Genomic DNA, 16252 nt, shown 5'->3' on the forward strand with positions numbered 1-16252 from the left:
TCGCCAGCCACGCCCACGTTCCTACCAGTCATGGACGGTGCCGTCCACGAGGCGGTTGTAGGGCAGGTAGGCCTGCTGATACGGGAAGGAGTTGGCGGCTTCCTCGTTGAATTCGACGCCGAGACCCGGATTGTCGCCCGGGTGCAGGTAGCCGTCGGTGAAGGTCATGGACTGTTCGAAGACCGTGTTGGTCTTGTCCGAGTGCTGCATGTACTCTTGGATGCCGTAGTTGTGGATGGCCAGGCCAACGTGCAACTGCGCGGCGAAACCGACAGGCGAAATATCGGTCGGGCCGTGGAAACCGGACTTGATCTGGTACTGGGCGGCGAAGTCCATGACCTTTTTCAGAGGCGAGATCCCGCCGAAGTGCGTGGACGCGGCCCGGACGTAGTCGATCAGCTGTTCCTTGATGAGCGTCTGGAAGTCATACACCGTGTTGAAGATTTCGCCGATGGCAAGCGGTGTGGTGGTGTGCTGGCGCACAAGGCGCAGCCCTTCCTGGTTTTCGGCCGGGGTGCAGTCTTCGAGCCAGAACAGGTCGTACGGTTCCAGCGCTTTGCCAAGCTTGGCTGCCTGGATGGGGGTCATGCGGTGGTGACCATCGTGCAGCAGCGGGATTTCCGGGCCGAATTCGTTGCGCACCGCTTCGAAGACGGTGGGCAGGTGGCGCAGGTAGGCGCGGGTGTCCCAGTCCTCTTCCTGCGGGAACGCACCGCGGCCGGCGGGCTCGTAGTCGTAGCGCTCACCCGAAGCCTGCGCCTGGGCGGCCACGCCATAGACGGCCTTGATACCCGGGATGGCGGTCTGGATACGGATCGACTTGTAACCGAGCTCCAGGTGCTCCCGGACCGAGTCGAACAAGGACGGGATGTCCGCGCCCGAGGCGTGGCCGTACGCGCGGAGCCCGTTGCGGGAGGCGCCGCCCAGGAGCTGGTAAACCGGCAGTCCGGCGACCTTGCCCTTGATGTCCCACAGGGCCATGTCGACGGCGGCGATGGCGGCCATGGTGACCGGGCCGCGGCGCCAGTACGAGCTGCGGTACAGGAACTGCCAGGTGTCCTCGATGCGGTGCGGGTCCTTGCCGATCAGCAGCTGCGCAACGTGTTCCTTCAAGTACGCGGCCACCGCGAGTTCACGGCCGTTCAGGGTCGCGTCGCCGATGCCGGTCACGCCGTCCTCGGTGGTGATCCGCAAGGTCACGAAGTTCCGGGTAGGGCTGGTCACGAAGACTTCAGCAGCAATGATTTTCACAGCTGGTCCTTTCAGGGTTGCTGATCGAGGGCTGGCCTGGCCCGGATGCGACGTGCACCACAGGGCGGGTAAAGACGATCTTAGGATGGATGACAATTATTGGCAACCGGTTGCAGTATTATTTCGTCGAGATTTTTTCTGGCCCAGCGATTACCGCGGCGGTTTCCGCGGCGGCCCGCTCGGCGGGGGTTGCGGCTGCGCCCTCCGCGCTAAATGGCTCCTCGCCGGATGTTTCCAGGGAACGGCGCGCCTTGATCTCGCCCAGGATCTGGGCGTGGAACGCGTCGGTCAACTTGTACTTGGCCATGACGACAATCGCGAGGATGGTCATGATGGCGGGCAGCGCGCCTGCGGCAAACTGGATGGCCTGCAGGGATTCGGCGCTGTGCGTAGTGCCGGACTTGTAGCCGCCGGCCGCGAGTGTGTATGCGGCAAGGGCGCCGCCGACGGCTTGGCCAGTCTTGCGGGTGAAGGAGAACAGCGCGTAGGTGATGCCCTCAGTCCGGACACCGGTCTTCCATTCGCCGTATTCCACGGTATCTGCCTCCAGGGCCCACACCACGATGTTGACGGCCATGACGCCAAGCATGCTCAAGAGCAGACCGGAGAAGCCAACCCAGACCATGGAGGCCGGAGCAAAGAAGACGATTGCGCCACCGATGATGGCGAGGAAACCGGCAGCCACATAGATGGTCTTCTTGCCGAAGTTTCGGACCAGCCTCGGCATGACCGGAGCGAGGGCAAAGGTCACCACCAGCTGGACGATGGAGAGGACCGCGTAGAGATCCAGCCGCCCGAGGACGTCGCGCAAGTAATACAGCTGCACCGAAGACAGCGCCATGTAGCCGGTCAGGAAGAGGAAGGAGCTCAGGCACAGCATGAGCAGGGGACGGTTTGTCTTGAGTGTCGCCATGCTTTGCTTGAAGGAAACCTTGGGCACCGCACGGTGGACCCGCTCCTTGGCGGTCAGGAACGTGAAGAAGTACAGCGCTGCGCCGATCACGACGAAGACCAGAGTGATGATGGTGAACGTGGACTGCAGGTTTGCGCCGGGCTTGATGAGCGGAGCAACGAAGATGCCCAACGCAGAACTGACCAAAAGAGCGCCGACCATGCGGGCTGAGCCCAGCTTGGCTCGCTCCCCCGGTTCTTGTGTCATCGCGCCGGCCAGCGAACCGTACGGGATGTTCACCAGCGAGTAAGCCAGGCCCAGGGCCGCGTATGTCACGTAGGCGTAGAGCAGCATCCCCGTTTCGCCGACTTGCGGAATGGAGAAGGCCGCGACGCTCAGAAGCAGCAATGGGATCGAGCCGAACATGATGAACGGGCGGAATTTTCCGAAGCGCTTGCTGTAGGCGCGGTCAACCAGTCGTCCGGCGAAGACATCGGCGAAAGCGTCGAAGATCCTCACGGTAAGCAACAGGGTGCCGGCGGCCGCCGCGGATATGCCCGCGACGTCGGTGTAGTAGACAAGGAGGAACATGGTGGCAGTAGTGAAGGCAAGGTTGTTGGCGGCGTCGCCAGCCCCATAGCCGAGGATGCTGAGTTTGCTGAGCTTGTTCATTGCGGGCTCCTTTACCCTTGCCGGTACCCCATGTTCCGGCTTGCGATGATGGAAAAGCTTCGGCCGAACCAGGCCTGAAATTGTTGAAGCTTGATGTAATTCTAATCGCTCTGGCAACCATTCGGCAAGCGGTTGCCAAATGTTTCCATAGAAACTTTTCAACGCCAGTGCAGTCTCAATGCCCGCTCAGAAGAAGCGAGCGAGCGTTGGGGGAAAATGCCATATAAGCGAGCGAGCGTTGGGGGAAAATGCCATATAAGCGAGCGAGCGTCGGGGGAAAATGCCATATAAGCGAGCGAGCGTCGATCCTTCGCAACGCCCGCTCACCTATGGCGGGTGACTGGCAAACGCTCGCTCACTTGTCAGGGGCAAAACGACGGCGCCCGTTGCCTTCACAAGGAAGGCAACGGGCGCCGTCGAAACTGCCTGTCGGATTAGCTGAGGTTTCCAGCGACCGCGAAGGTCTCGGCCAAACGCTCAACGAGGTCCACGATCGCCGGGTCGGCAACCAGGTCCGGATCCACTAGCCCTAGCAGAGCTTCGAGCCGGGGACGGGCCGGGAGGAGGTTCGCGGCGGCGATTTCTGCCGCTTGCGGGTCCTGGAGACCCGTTGCCGTGGCGGTGTAGGCAGTCCAGGCCGCGATCATCCGGGCAGCCGCTTGGCCGCTGCGGCCGGCAGCGCGCTCGGCGCGGAGCACCGGCAGCGCCCGCATGCGCAGCTTGGTGCTGCCGTCCATGGCTATCTGGGCCAGATGGTGGGCGATCCGGGAATTCCCGAAGCGTTCCAGCAGGGCAGCCCGGTACTCGGGGATGCGCAAGTCATCACCATGCAGGCTGGCTGCGGCCTCATCCCAGAAGTCCTCTACCGCCCGTCGGCAGGAATCGTCGGCGAGGGCTTCGGCCACGGTCTTGTGTCCGCGCAGCTGGCCGGCATAAGCGAGGAGGGAGTGTGCGCCGTTGAGGAGCCACAGCTTGCGGTGCTCGTACGGCTCGATCTCGTCCACGAAGACGGCGCCCGCGTCTTCCCAGTGCGGGCGTCCCGCTGGGAAGTCCCCGCTGAGGACCCAGTTGCGGAAGGACTCGGCGACCACGGGTGATTCGTCGCGGTATCCGCAAGCGGAAGCGACGGCGTCGATATCGGCGTCCGTCGTCCGCGGCGTGATGCGGTCAACGGAAGTACTGACAAAACTGATGTTGGCGTCGATCCAGGCGGCGAGTCCGGCGTCGAACGCTTTGGCCATCCCCATCACGGCGCTTCTGGCAACGGTCCCGTTGTTGGAGAGGTTGTCGCAGCAGACGACGGCGAGTGGACCGGCGTCGGCGTCGCGGCGCGCGGCGAGGCCCAGCACCAGGCGGCCCAGCGGCGTCGTCGGCTTGCCGGAAGCAGAGCCGCCAGAGAGCACGGCGAGGTCCGCGACGACGTCGGGCGCCTGGTTGTCCAACTTGCCGTCGGCCCCAAGCCGGTAGGCGGCCTCAGTAATGGTGAGCGTGATGAGCGAAGTCAGCGGCGCTGCGACAACTTCGACAAAACGCTCGACGTCGGCACCGTCGACGGCCTCGACAATGCTGCCGATGACTTCGAATGAATCACCCGCATCCGAACGCTCGACCACGGTGTACAGGCCGTCCTGGGCGGCCAGGACTTCTGCGGCATCCGGGCGGCGGCCGGTAAAGGAGGCGATGCCCCACTCAGCCGCGTCGCCTGCATGCTGGGTGTACCAGGCCTGGTGTGATCGATGAAAGGCTCCCAGTCCCATGTGCACAATGCGCACCGGGGCTTTGCCGATTGGCTTGATGGCACGGCTCAGGCGGGGAAGATCCGCAGTTTGCTCGGGTTCGTTGCTCACAGCTTGAAGACCCTTCGGGGTGAGGAGTCGACGACGTCGACGATGATTTCATGGGCTCGGTCTTCGCTGACACGGTGCTCGGCCACGAGGCGGGCGAGGAAGGACGCTTCGATCCGGCGGGAGGCGTCGTGCCGGGCCGGGATGGAGCAAAACGCGCGGGTGTCGTCGATGAAGCCCGAGGACCGGGAGAAGCCGGTTGTCTCGGTAACGGCGGAGCGGAAGCGGAGCATGGCATCCGGTGCATCGAGGAACCACCACGGAGCGCCGAGGTACACGGAGGGGTAGAACCCAGCCAGCGGCGCCAGTTCGCGGGAGAACACCGTCTCGTCCAGGGTGAACAGCACCAGGTGGAAGTCCTTGGCCGTCCCGAAGTCTTGGAGCAATGGCCGGATGGCTTCGGTGTAGTTGGTGGCAAACGGGATGTCGTGGCCGGTGTCCGCACCGTAGGCGTCGAAGGTGGGCTGGTGGTGGTTGCGGAAGGAACCCGGGTGGATCGTCATGACCAGGCCGTCTTCGACGGACATCCTGGCCATCTGGTACATCATGTGGGCTTCGAAGGTGTTGCGGTCCTCGGCCGTGGCTTTGCCGGCGCGCGCAAGCTCGAAGATCCGCTCGGCGTCGCTCCGATCCAGCTTGAGCGTCGCCGGGGTGAGGACGCCGTGGTCCGCGGAGACCGCGCCATGGTCCACGAAATAACGACGGCGGTTTTCCAGGGCCTTGAGGTAGCCGGTATAACCGGTTGCGCCGTCGCCGGCGGAATCGACAAGCCGCTCAACGTTGGCACTCCACGCCGGGTGGGCGATGTTCAGGTAGGCATCCGGACGGAAGGTCGGCAGCACGCGGCCGTTGAAGGAGGGGTCCTCGGCGATGGCCTTGTGGCTGGCGAGGCTGTCCAGGGGATCGTCTGTGGTGGCAAGGACTTCGATGTTGAAGTCCTTGAAGAGCTGGCGGGGACGGAAATCAGGCTCGACGAGCTTGGCGGCAATGGCGTCGTAGCTGGCGTCGGCAGGCATCTCGCCAAGGTCCGCGCCGAGCTTGAACACGCTGTCGAATTGCGTACGCAACCAGTACCCGGAGGCAGTGCCTTCGAAGAGGGGCCAGGCCTGGACGAAAGTCCGCCAGATCTCCCGCGATTCGGAGGGGTTGGCGCCTCCCGAGAGCAGCTTACCCATGGGGACGCCGCTGGCGTGGATCAGCCGGGTGACGTAGTGGTCCGGGCTGACCAGGAGCGCGGCCGGATCAGGGAACGGCGTGTTGTGCTCGATGACGGCGGCGTCAACGTGGCCGTGCGGAGAGATGATGGGCAGGTCCTGGACGCGCTCCAGAAGGGAGCGCGCAATGCTGCGCGTTCCGGGATCCGCGGGCAGGAGCCGGTCAGGATTGGCTGCGATCGACTGTGACATAGGTCAATTTTCAGTCGGAAGAATCAATCTGTCAACCGGTTGCCAACTATTGCCATGTCGTTGCAACTTCCCCCGGGGATCGCTTGAAGCTACGCGATCAGCCGTCCGCTGGAGCCGCGCACCACGAGCTCCGTGTCCACGCGAACTGCTCCCGCGGGCCCATCCTGGCCGAGCAACATGTCCAGCAGGAGGGCGGCAGCGCGGGAACCGCACTCCCGCAACGGCGACCTCACGGTGGTGAGCGCCGGCGTCGTGAAGTCTGCCCCGAAGATGTCGTCGAAACCCACAATGCTGATCTGATCCGGGACGTGTATGCCGGCGGCCTGAAGCTCCTGCATGAGGCCTATGGCGAGGAGATCGTTGTAGGTGATCACCGCCGTCGCACCACTCGCCAGGACGTCGCGCGCAACTTGGCGGCCGCCGTCGACGGTTGGCTTGGAAGATTCCAAGCGGACCGCCCCCAATTTGTACCAATCGCAGGCAGCTCGGACGCCTTCCCAGCGGCGGCGCGACATCCAGGACTGCGGCGGCCCCGCAACATAAGCGAGCTGCTGGTGGCCGTTGGCGGCGAGGCTCCGCACGGCCTGGTTAATCCCCTTGTTGACGTCCGGGACCACGCATGGCACTCCCTCTATTTCGCGGTTGATCACTACCACTGGCTTGTCCGCGGCCAGGGCACGGATCTTTTCGTCGTCCATGCGCGGACTCGCCAAAATGAGGCCGTCCACCGTGCTCAACATCCTGCGGGCCGCAATGAGTTCGGTTTCAGGCGACTCTGCAGACTCGGCCAGCACCAGGGTGTAGTCCCGGGCGGACCCCGTGGTTTCCGCACCGCGGATAATGTCGAAGAACGTCGGGTTGGTGATATCCGCGACGATCAGTCCGATCGTCTGGGTACGGCCGGTGGGAAGTGCCCGGGCGAAAGGGTTCACCTGGTAGTTCAGCTGCTCGGCGGCATCCTCGATGATCTTCTGGGTCTTGGCACTGACCCTGCCCGGTTTGCTCAACGCGCGCGAAACCGTGGATGGGTTGACTCCCGCGAGCCTCGCGATGTCGTAGATGGTGGGCGAGGATTTCTCCCCGCGGCCACGCTTGGCGGGGAAAGTTGCTGCTCCGGAATTCGTCGCTTCAGTCACGGCTCCATCGTAATCTGGCTTGGCAACAAAAGCAGGACGGTTGCCAAACCATTCGGCCGGCGACCGCCCTGCTTAAATGCCCTGCTTGAGTGCCCCGCTATCTAGGACCGCTCGGCGAACTTGCCTTCTTCGCTGATGCGCTTGTTGAGCTCGCGCATGTACTCGTCCTCGTCGAAGTCCAGGGGGACTTCCCTGCCGGTCCAACTCGACAGGTGGATGGCGTTTGCCAGGCGGACGCCCTTGATGCCGTCCGAGCCGGGCGCCAACAAAGGAGTGCCGTCCAGGATGTTGGCCGCGAAGTTCTCCAGGACGCCCGCGTGCTGTCCGCCCCAGGCCGACTCGAACTCGATGACCTCGGTGGTGTAGTAGTCCTCGGCCTTCAACTCGCCCATGAAGAGCTTGCGGACGTCGTCCATGTCCATGCCGTCGCTGAGTTCGCGCTCGGGCTTGACCAGGCGGGTGACCGTGGCGGTCTTGCTGTTTTCCACCACGATCTTGCCCTGATCACCCAGGATCTCGAAGCGGTCTGTGCCCACGAGGTCGTGCGTGGCCGTAACGAAGACGCCGCTGGCGCCGTTGCCGTAGTCCACGACGGCGGTGACCTCGTCTTCGACGGCGATGTCCCGGCGGAATCCGTACGCCACCTTGGAGTAGACGGACTTCGGCACGCCGCAGATCCACTGCCACAGGTCGAGCTGGTGGGGTGCCTGGTTGACCAGGACACCGCCGCCTTCGCCGCCCCACGTGGCGCGCCATTCGCTGGAATTGTAGTAGCCCTGCGGACGCCACCAGTTGGTGATGATCCAGTTGGTGCGTCGGATGGCACCGATCTCGCCGTTGTCGACGATCTCCTTCAGCTTCTTGTAGAGCGGGTTGTTGCGCTGGTTGAACATGATGCCGAAGGAAAGCTCGGGTTTGGAGGCCGCGAACTCATTGAGCTCCTTGACCTGCTTGGTGTAGACACCTGCAGGCTTCTCCACGAGGGCGTGAATGTTGCGCTTGAGCGATTCGATGCCCATTTCCGGGTGCAGGTAATGCGGCACGCACGTGACGATCGCATCGACGTCGCCGCTTTCAAGCATGGCGATGTAGTCGTCATAGAAAGGCGCATCGGGGTACCGGGAGGCTGCCAGTTCCTTCTTTGCGGAATCGGTGTCGCAGATCGCGCCGATCACCATGTTCGGGACCATTCCGTCAGTGATGAACTTGGCGTACGTGCCGCCCTGCTGGCCCAGGCCGATGATGCCAAGGCGTACTTTCTTGCTCATGAGTGGATCTCCGTTGTTGTGGGATTAGAAGAGGTCGGCGTGGCCCATGGCCACCAGGTTGTCGTAGGAAGTCTGCAGCGCTTCCCACACCGTGCGGCCGTAGAGCTCGTCCTGCTCCACGAGCAAGTACTCTGCGCCAGCAGCCTGGGCCGCGGGAATGATGGACGGGAAGTCAAGGTTGCCTTCCCCTACTTCGGCGAACTGGACCACGTTCTTGAACTCGGCCATGAAACCCGCGATGTCCCCCGTTTCCAGGAGCCCGAAGGCCTGCTCCGGCAACTCGCCGATCCTATAGTCCTTCAGGTGCACCATGGCAGTACGTCCGGCGTATTTGGCAAGGGTCCGGACAGGGTCCAGGCCGCCGCGCTGCACCCAGTGCACGTCGATTTCCATGCCCATGGCCGGGGAGTTTTCGGCAATGATGTCCAGCATGTATTTGCCTTCGAACTTGGCGAACTCGATGTGGTGGTTGTGGTAGTACAAACCGACGCCGTACTCCCGGAGCCGATCGGCGTATTCGTTGGCTTGCTTCGCGAAGTCCACCGCGGCGTCGATCGACTTCATGGCCGGGAACGGCATCATGCCAATCCGCAGGAGGTGCGTGTCAAGTCGCTTTGCGTCGTCAACGATCTTGTCGAAGTGGTCCTTGAGGGAGTCCCCCGGCATGCCTTTGGGCGTCTCCATGGCGACCGAAAGCGCCGCGATGTCCATGCCCAGTTCGCTGCGGGAGCGGTCCAGATCGGCAACGTTTTCCGGTGTCATCGGGATCTGGGAGATTTCGACGGCGTTGTACCCCATCGCGCTGACCTTGCGAAGCGTTTCAAACGCCCCGGCTTCGGCAAAACTGCCCTTCAGCATCATTGCCTGTACGCCGATTTTTGCCACTTTGTCCTCCATTAGTTCCGGGCCTTCATGGGCCGGGTGGTTAGCCCACTTGCCCGGAAATCTCCGGGTAGCTCTGGGCATAGATGTCTTTGACGATCCTGAGTGACTTTTCGGCTTCCGCTGGGCTGATCCAGAACGGCGCAGGATCCCCGAGCTTGGCGTAGAAGTCCTTGATCAGGAGCTCGTGCGATACGCCCCAATACGCGCGCCCACCCGATTCCAAGGACCGTTCCGGGATGGTTTCCACGGTGCCGTCGGCATAGCTGACAACAAGGTCGCCCCTGAGGCTGAGGGTGGCCTTTTCGGTCACGATTTCCAGCGTGACAGGTGCATTGGTGGCGTTGGCCAGGGTGGCGTAAAAGACGCTGGTAGCACCGTTGGAGTGCCCGGCAATGAATTCCGCAGTGTCCTCCACCTCGATCACGCCGCCCAAAGAGCGGGTGGAGGCGTGACCCTCCACCTTGGTTACGTCACCTACCAACCACTGGAGCAGGTCTACCGTGTGGATGGCCTGGTTCATCATGAGGCCGCCGCCTCCTTCAGCCCAGGTGCCGCGCCACGGCCTGTCACGGTAATACTCGGCCGTCCGGTGCCACATCACGGTTGCCGAGGCGCCGAGAACCTGACCCAGTCCGCCGTCGTCGAGCAGTCTTCGCATGGCCTGCGACGTCGCGTTGTAGCGGTTCTGGAAACACATGGCGATCTTCGCCGTGCTCTGTTCCGCCGCTTCGACCAGCCGCCGCCCCTCTTGGAGAGTGTGGGCGAGCGGCTTCTCGACAATCACGCTCACCCCGCGCTCAAGGCAGTCTGCAGCCAGTGAGGCATGCAGGTGGTGCGGCGTGCAGATATGCACGACGTCGGGCCTCACCGCATCGAGCATCTCCAGGTGGTACGCGTACCCGGCCGCGCCGTAGGCGGCGATTGCCGCCTGGAGACGTCCGGCGTCGGTGTCGCAGACCGCCACGAGTTCAACGTCGTCCATCTTGGCGATTGCTCCGAAGTGCACGTTCGACACATCGCCGCAACCGATGACTGCTGCTGTAGGCATTCTTCTCCCTTGAAAGATGTTTTCCTTTGAACCTACAGGCCCTCAGGCGAGGGCAACACCGTTCTTGGCTGCAAGTGCCGCAAAGGCGCGCGCCGCAGCGCCGAAGGCTACGGGTCCGGAGAATCCGCCCAGTTCGTGGGTGCTTGCAAGGTGAGGTTCGAGGGAAAAGAAGCCGGAAAAGCCATCGGCCTGGAGCGCGGCGATGGTGGCGTCCAGTTCGCCGTCGCCTTCGCCGGCAGGCACTACTTCACCGGTACCGGCGACTGCATCCTTGATCTGGAAGTACTCCAGGTAGGGGCGCAGCACGGCATAAGCCTCCGTGTACGGTTTGACGCCCACCTGGACAAAGTTGGCGCTGTCCCAGGCCACGCGCAGCGCGGGTGAAGCGACGGTCTCCATGATGTCCAGGACTCGCTCGGGCGTATCACCGTAGATGCCCTTTTCGTTTTCGTGCAGGAGGACGACGCCGGACGCGGCCGCCTCGTTCGTGAGTGCAGTCAGGCGCTCCATGACTGAATCGCGGATGTCTTCGTGGCTCTGCCCTTCGGCCCGGTAGAAGGAGAAGATGCGGATGTACTTGGTGTCGAGGACCTTGGCCACTGAAGTGATCTGGCGCAGCCGGGCGAGCTCATGTTCCATTGGAACACTGACGTCGATCTTGCCGATGGGGCTCGCGACTGCGGAAACCTTCAGGCCCTTCTCGTCCAGGATGGCCTTGAGCCGCTCGACCGCTTCGGGCTCAAGTTCTGAAACATTGGTGCCCCATGCGCTGCGCACTTCAATATGGCCGGCACCGAGGGCCAGCAAGACGGCGGCCTGGACCGCGGGATCGGGATCTACTTCGTCGCCGAAACCGGACAGGCTCCACACGGCATTGGTTTCAGTCACGGAAATCTCCTTTGGATCCGTTCGCCCGCATGGCGGCGTATGGCGCCAAGTGCTAGTTCGCGGGCATGCGTTCACCTCGAGTCTAGTCAGCTACGCACCGGATTGACAACCGATTGCCAAATATTGGCAACTTCCAGACGGATGTCCGTCAACCTCAAAACAGGACGACTGGCTTGTTTCCCGGTAGTGGTGTTTCTCATCGGGCTGCTTCTTATTCCCCACGAAGCCCTCGGGAGATTCTCTTCCGCCAGCAGGGTCCTCACGTGGGGTATCGATCCGATAGGCGCAACCCCGTCCGGCGTTCTGGCCCTGTTCCTTCCGACCGGTGCCGTACTCGCCGTCCCGAGCTCCGGCGTCGTGATTTCAGCTTGCTGGATTGCTTCCTCCGCTGCCGTTCGAGAATTGCCGCTCCTGTCCGAGATCGAACAGTGCCCCGAATGAGCCGTCGTCAGGCCGGCGCTCCCTCCGTCTGGGCAGTGATCGGGGCAGCGATGTCCTCCAACGACCGCCTCGCAGCCTCAACCCCGAATACGATCTCGACGACGCCGGCTGCAACCATCAGAACTGCGCCTATGACATAGCCAAAGGCCACTGACGGGATTCCCTCTCCAACGAATCGACCGAACAGGATGGGGCCGATGATGCCGCCAATACCGGTGCCCACGGTGTAGAAGAACGCGATGGCCATGGCCCGGGTCTCCATTGGGAAGATTTCGCTCACTGTCAGATACGCGGAACTGGCGCCCGCTGAAGCGAAGAAGAAGATCACCATCCAGCAGGCGGTGAGCCAGAAAGCATCAAGCGCTCCGCTGGAGAAGACGAACGCCGTGATGGCAAGCAGGACACCTGACGCGATGTAGGTACCGGAAATCATCGTGCGGCGCCCGACGCTATCGAAGAAGCGGCCCAGGACGAGCGGGCCAAGGAAATTGCCGACAGCGATCGGGACCAGCGTCCATGGGGCAAGGTCGCTGGGGACGTTCAGCAATTTTGTCAGCACGAGCGCATATGTGAAGAACACCGCGTTGTAGAGAAACGCCTGGCCAATGAAGAGCGACAGACCCAGGACGACCCGCTTCGGGTAGCGCTGGATCGCCGTCTTGATGATGACGCCGAAGCCAATTGACTTGCGCTGACGGACTTTGAGCGTCTCGTTGACCTCGGAAAGCTTCTCCCCCGCGGCCTCCTCGACGTCGTCCTCGATCTTGCGGACGAGCTGATCCGCCTCTTTGTCGCGGCCGTGGATGAACATCCAACGCGGAGACTCAGGCACGTTGCGCCGCACGAGCAGGATCAGCAGGCCAAGAAACGCCCCCAGGCCGAATGCGAGACGCCAGCCGATGCCGGGCGCGAAGAAGGCTGGGTTGAGCAACAGCACGGAGAGCGACGCACCGAAGGCCGTCCCAAGCCAGAAAGAGCCGTTGATGGCCAAATCCACGACGCCGCGACGGGCGGCGGGGATGAGCTCGTCTATCGCCGAATTGATCGCCGCGTACTCCCCGCCAATGCCCGCTCCGGTGAAGAAGCGGCAAATGAAGAACCACATCGGGTTCAGGGAGAACGCAGTCGCCACGGTGGCAAGCAAATACAGCCCGAGGGTGAGCAGGAAGAGCTTCTTCCGCCCGAACCTATCCGTGAGATGGCCAAAAACGAGGGCCCCGACGCAGGCGCCGGATACATAGACCGCGGCAGCCACGCCAATGTCCGCAGTGGACATGCCGAGACCGCCATTCGGCTGCGTGAGGCTGTCGCCAATCGCCCCAACGATGGTGACCTCGAGTCCGTCCAGGATCCAGACGGTGCCGAGACCGATGACGATCATCCAATGCCATCTGGACCAAGGGAGGCGATCCATTCGGCCGGGGATGTTCGTTTCGATGACGTCGCTTGCTGCACCTCTCACTGCTGACATGGCCCTCCTCCTTGAGTAGATCATCAGTATGCTTTGTATATGCCGTTGACGGAAGCGTCTCCGGCGCTGGGCGCCGAGAGAACAGCTGCGATTCGCTATGGCACAGAGGCCCACGTGCTGCCAAGATGGGCTCCATGGACCCTCTTGACATGGCGACACCCCCTCTGGCCGAACCGGTTGTGCTGGTTGTCATGGGCGTTTCGGGCTCCGGCAAGTCCACGGTTGCCGCGCTCCTGGCCGGTCGACTTGGCTGGGCCTTCGAGGAAGGCGATGCCTTGCATCCCCAAACAAACATCGACAAGATGGCTGCGGGACATCCGCTCACGGATGAGGACAGATATCCCTGGCTCGAGAAGGTTGCCGAGTGGGTCGACCGGAGGCTGGATAACGGGGAAAACGGCGTCATTACTTGTTCGGCGCTCAAACGGTCTTACAGAAACATCATCAATCGCCGAGGTTCAGGTGTCGTCTTCGTTTTTCTGTCCGGGACGCCCGAGACCATCAGCGCACGGCTGGCCGAACGCCACGGCCATTTCATGCCCGCCAGTATGTTGGGGAGTCAGTTCGCGGACCTTGAGGAACTGTCCCCGGGTGAGCCCGGAATCCGGATAGACGTTGGTCCGGCTCCAGGAGTGATTGCCCAACAAATCATGGACAAGTTCGGCCTGCGGCCGAGCGGAACAGGACGAGAACCATGAACGGAATCTCCATCCTCAACAGGCCCTTCGCCGGGGCCGCCACCGATGCAACCACGGACGCGATGCATCAACCGTGGAACGGCCACGACACCCAAGTACTTGTGGTGGCGGCCATTGGCATCGCTATAGTCGTCTTACTGATCGTCTGGGCAAAGATGCATGCTTTCCTGGCTTTGAGCATCGGCGCCCTCTTCGTCGGCATTGCCTCGGGTATCGCCTTGGACAAGGTCACCACGTCCTACGAAAACGGCGTGGGCGGCGTGCTGGGCTACGTTGGTGTGCTCATCGCGCTGGGAGCCATGCTGGGCAAGCTGTTGGCTGATTCCGGCGGCGCGGACAAAATCGTCGACACGCTTCTCCATGGTCGGCCCGCAACGCTGCCTTGGAAGATGGCTCTCATCGCCGGCATCATCGGCATCCCCATGTTCTTCGAGATCGGGCTCGTGCTACTCATTCCCGTAGTGATGCTGGCTGTGCACCGTTCCAAGGGTCCGGCCATGCGCCTTGGCATTCCGGCCCTGGCCGGCTTGTCGGTGCTCCACGGGTTCATCCCGCCGCACCCGGGCCCGTTGGCGGCGATCGGCATCCTGCACGCCAATGTCGGTGTGACTCTTGCTTTTGGCCTGCTGATCGCCATTCCAACGGTCATCATCGCAGGTCCCCTCTTTGGCCGTCTCGCAGCAAGGATCGTGCCGATCGGAGCCGCTGGCGCAGGCCTGGCAGTCACAGTCGGATCCGGCGAGCACGCTGAACCGGCCAGGCCACAAGGCCCCGGCGCGAAAGCCGCCAGTTCACACCGCGACTCGCCGGTAGGCAAGGCACAGGATCCGCAAGCAACGCGCAGCCCGTCCTTTGGCTGGACCTTGGTGACCCTGTTGTCGCCGTTGGTGCTCATGCTGATCAAAGCCGGGGCAGACATCTGGATGGACAAGAGCGCCGCACTCCGTCCTTTCCTGGACTTCATCGGTGATCCGGTCTTTGCCCTGCTCGTGGCCGTGCTTCTGGCAATGGTGACCTTCGGTACACGGGTCGGCTTCTCCGCCTCCATCCTGACGAAGAAGATCGGCGAGAGCCTGTTGCCGATTGTCGGAGTCATGCTTATCGTCGGCGCCGGGGGCGGCTTCAAGCAGGTACTCGTCGACGGCGGTACCGGAACCGCGATCGCCAAGATCGCGGTAGCTGCCAGCCTGTCGGCCCTGGTGCTGGGCTGGATCATCGCAGTGCTGATTCGCCTCGCCACTGGCTCGGCGACTGTTGCTACGGTGACAGCCGCTGGCATCATCGCACCGCTGGCAACCGGCTTGTCGCCCGCTCAGCTAGCGCTGGTAGTGCTCGCCATCGGTGCCGGCTCGCTGTTCTTCTCCCATGTCAACGATGCGGGCTTCTGGCTGGTCAAGGAATACTTCGGACTGACAGTAGGCCAGACGATCAAGACCTGGTCGGTTATGGAAACGATAATTTCCGTCGTGGGATTCGGATTCACCCTGCTGCTATCGGTTTTCGTCTGATCCCAAGCCGGACGACGGCCTTCCATTGGTTTCGGCCAATCCCCTCCGCACCTCGCTTACGACTTTGAGTCGGCCCTGTGTGCGCAGATAGCCTGGACTTCGCCAGTCTTCACGCGGAGTTCAGATTGCCGCAACTTTCCGGACGTACGCTTGCAGGAAAGAAGATGTCTCGGTGTTCAGGCGGGAGAAGAGCCATGGGCGGAGCGAGTTTTCGCAACGACTCACGGATTCCAGGAAGATTTGGACAGAACAACCTAGGGCCGAACCAGTTGCTGCTGATCCACTTCGACCGGGAGATCATGCTCTCCGTTCGCGTGGGCGAGCATCTGCGTGGCCAGGGCGAAATCCTGGTGGGCTTCACCGCAGACGACTTCTTAGCCGGAAGTGTGCGATGTCTGGGCATTCGGTTCCGTGGGCGAAGGGTCCTGGGATCGTTCGACCTGCTGCGCGTATCGTCTGCCGCGCGCTTCAGCGGGTCGTTCGGGCGGGTAGACGGGTCAACTGATGCAACGTTCTTACTCGACGATACGGTTTCGGCGCTTTTCCCGGCGGCAGGACTCAAAGAATTGGATATCGGGCGGCTGTATCCGTTCAAGGTACGTGATGGCAGGCTTACTGGTGAGAGCCTTGGATTCGCACGCCTCGGCGTCGAAAGGTGACGCCGGACTACGGTTTTTGCGCAGCCAGTTCCCTGACAAGGTTTACGCCGGGGGCCCCCGATTCGGAGGTCACGGGGCGGAGCGACGGGAGCATCTGGGTGGGCGGCAAACCGCCGTTGTCCATTTGACGGCCGCTGTCTCCGACGGCACCGGCGATGAGCTTGACGAGTGACGGGGACGGGCCA

Annotated in this window: 14 protein-coding genes; 4 read left to right on the plus strand and 10 right to left on the minus strand. The window is 62.6% G+C overall.

What is annotated here, in order from left to right; genetic code table 11:
• Positions 1-21 precede the first annotated feature (21 nt).
• From manD to AB4074_RS14225, 9 genes are all read right to left on the minus strand, one after another.
• Entirely contained in the window at positions 22-1251 is a 1230-nt protein-coding gene (gene manD / locus AB4074_RS14185; RefSeq protein ID WP_441413943.1) for a D-mannonate dehydratase ManD, read from the minus strand.
• Positions 1252-1369: 118 nt separating this feature from the next.
• On the minus strand, positions 1370-2815 hold the full coding sequence (uidB, locus tag AB4074_RS14190) for a glucuronide transporter (RefSeq protein ID WP_441413944.1): 1446 nt from the start codon (positions 2813-2815) through the stop codon (positions 1370-1372).
• 434 nt (positions 2816-3249) lie between these two features.
• On the minus strand, positions 3250-4572 hold the full coding sequence (locus AB4074_RS14195; RefSeq protein ID WP_441413959.1) for a mannitol dehydrogenase family protein: 1323 nt from the start codon (positions 4570-4572) through the stop codon (positions 3250-3252).
• Positions 4573-4658: 86 nt separating this feature from the next.
• A complete protein-coding gene (uxaC, locus tag AB4074_RS14200) occupies positions 4659-6065 on the minus strand; it encodes a glucuronate isomerase (protein ID WP_441413945.1) in 1407 nt (468 codons plus the stop codon).
• 89 nt (positions 6066-6154) lie between these two features.
• A complete protein-coding gene (locus AB4074_RS14205) occupies positions 6155-7201 on the minus strand; it encodes a LacI family DNA-binding transcriptional regulator (RefSeq protein WP_441413946.1) in 1047 nt (348 codons plus the stop codon).
• Positions 7202-7302: 101 nt separating this feature from the next.
• On the minus strand, positions 7303-8469 hold the full coding sequence (locus AB4074_RS14210; protein WP_441413947.1) for a Gfo/Idh/MocA family protein: 1167 nt from the start codon (positions 8467-8469) through the stop codon (positions 7303-7305).
• 24 nt (positions 8470-8493) lie between these two features.
• Complete coding sequence (locus tag AB4074_RS14215) at positions 8494-9354, minus strand: sugar phosphate isomerase/epimerase family protein (protein ID WP_441413948.1); 861 nt, start codon at positions 9352-9354, stop codon at positions 8494-8496.
• Between the two features lie 40 nt (positions 9355-9394).
• On the minus strand, positions 9395-10402 hold the full coding sequence (locus tag AB4074_RS14220; RefSeq protein ID WP_441413949.1) for a Gfo/Idh/MocA family protein: 1008 nt from the start codon (positions 10400-10402) through the stop codon (positions 9395-9397).
• A 42-nt stretch (positions 10403-10444) separates the two neighbouring features.
• The gene (locus tag AB4074_RS14225; RefSeq protein WP_441413950.1) at positions 10445-11290 is read right to left on the minus strand and encodes a sugar phosphate isomerase/epimerase family protein; all 846 of its coding nucleotides are present in this window, start codon (positions 11288-11290) and stop codon (positions 10445-10447) included.
• 186 nt (positions 11291-11476) lie between these two features.
• Between AB4074_RS14225 and AB4074_RS14230 the strand changes: the two genes are divergently transcribed.
• Positions 11477-11731 (plus strand): hypothetical protein, encoded by a 255-nt coding sequence (locus AB4074_RS14230; protein ID WP_441413951.1) that lies wholly within the window; start codon positions 11477-11479, stop codon positions 11729-11731.
• Positions 11732-11738: 7 nt separating this feature from the next.
• Here AB4074_RS14230 and AB4074_RS14235 read toward each other — a convergent pair whose 3' ends face one another.
• Positions 11739-13202, minus strand: a complete 1464-nt coding sequence (locus AB4074_RS14235; RefSeq protein WP_441413952.1) for an MFS transporter — start codon at positions 13200-13202, stop codon at positions 11739-11741.
• Between the two features lie 149 nt (positions 13203-13351).
• Here AB4074_RS14235 and AB4074_RS14240 point away from each other — a divergent pair, with 149 nt between their 5' ends.
• The 3 genes from AB4074_RS14240 (at position 13352) to AB4074_RS14250 (ending at position 16067) form a co-directional block, all read left to right on the plus strand.
• Positions 13352-13900, plus strand: a complete 549-nt coding sequence (locus AB4074_RS14240; protein ID WP_441413953.1) for a gluconokinase — start codon at positions 13352-13354, stop codon at positions 13898-13900.
• Between the two features lie 62 nt (positions 13901-13962).
• Entirely contained in the window at positions 13963-15408 is a 1446-nt protein-coding gene (locus tag AB4074_RS14245) for a GntT/GntP/DsdX family permease (protein WP_441413960.1), read from the plus strand.
• Between the two features lie 269 nt (positions 15409-15677).
• Complete coding sequence (locus tag AB4074_RS14250; RefSeq protein WP_441413954.1) at positions 15678-16067, plus strand: hypothetical protein; 390 nt, start codon at positions 15678-15680, stop codon at positions 16065-16067.
• Positions 16068-16252 lie beyond the last annotated feature (185 nt).

This window comes from Arthrobacter sp. 2MCAF14 (assembly GCF_052115645.1).
In the GTDB taxonomy this organism is placed as follows: domain Bacteria; phylum Actinomycetota; class Actinomycetes; order Actinomycetales; family Micrococcaceae; genus Arthrobacter.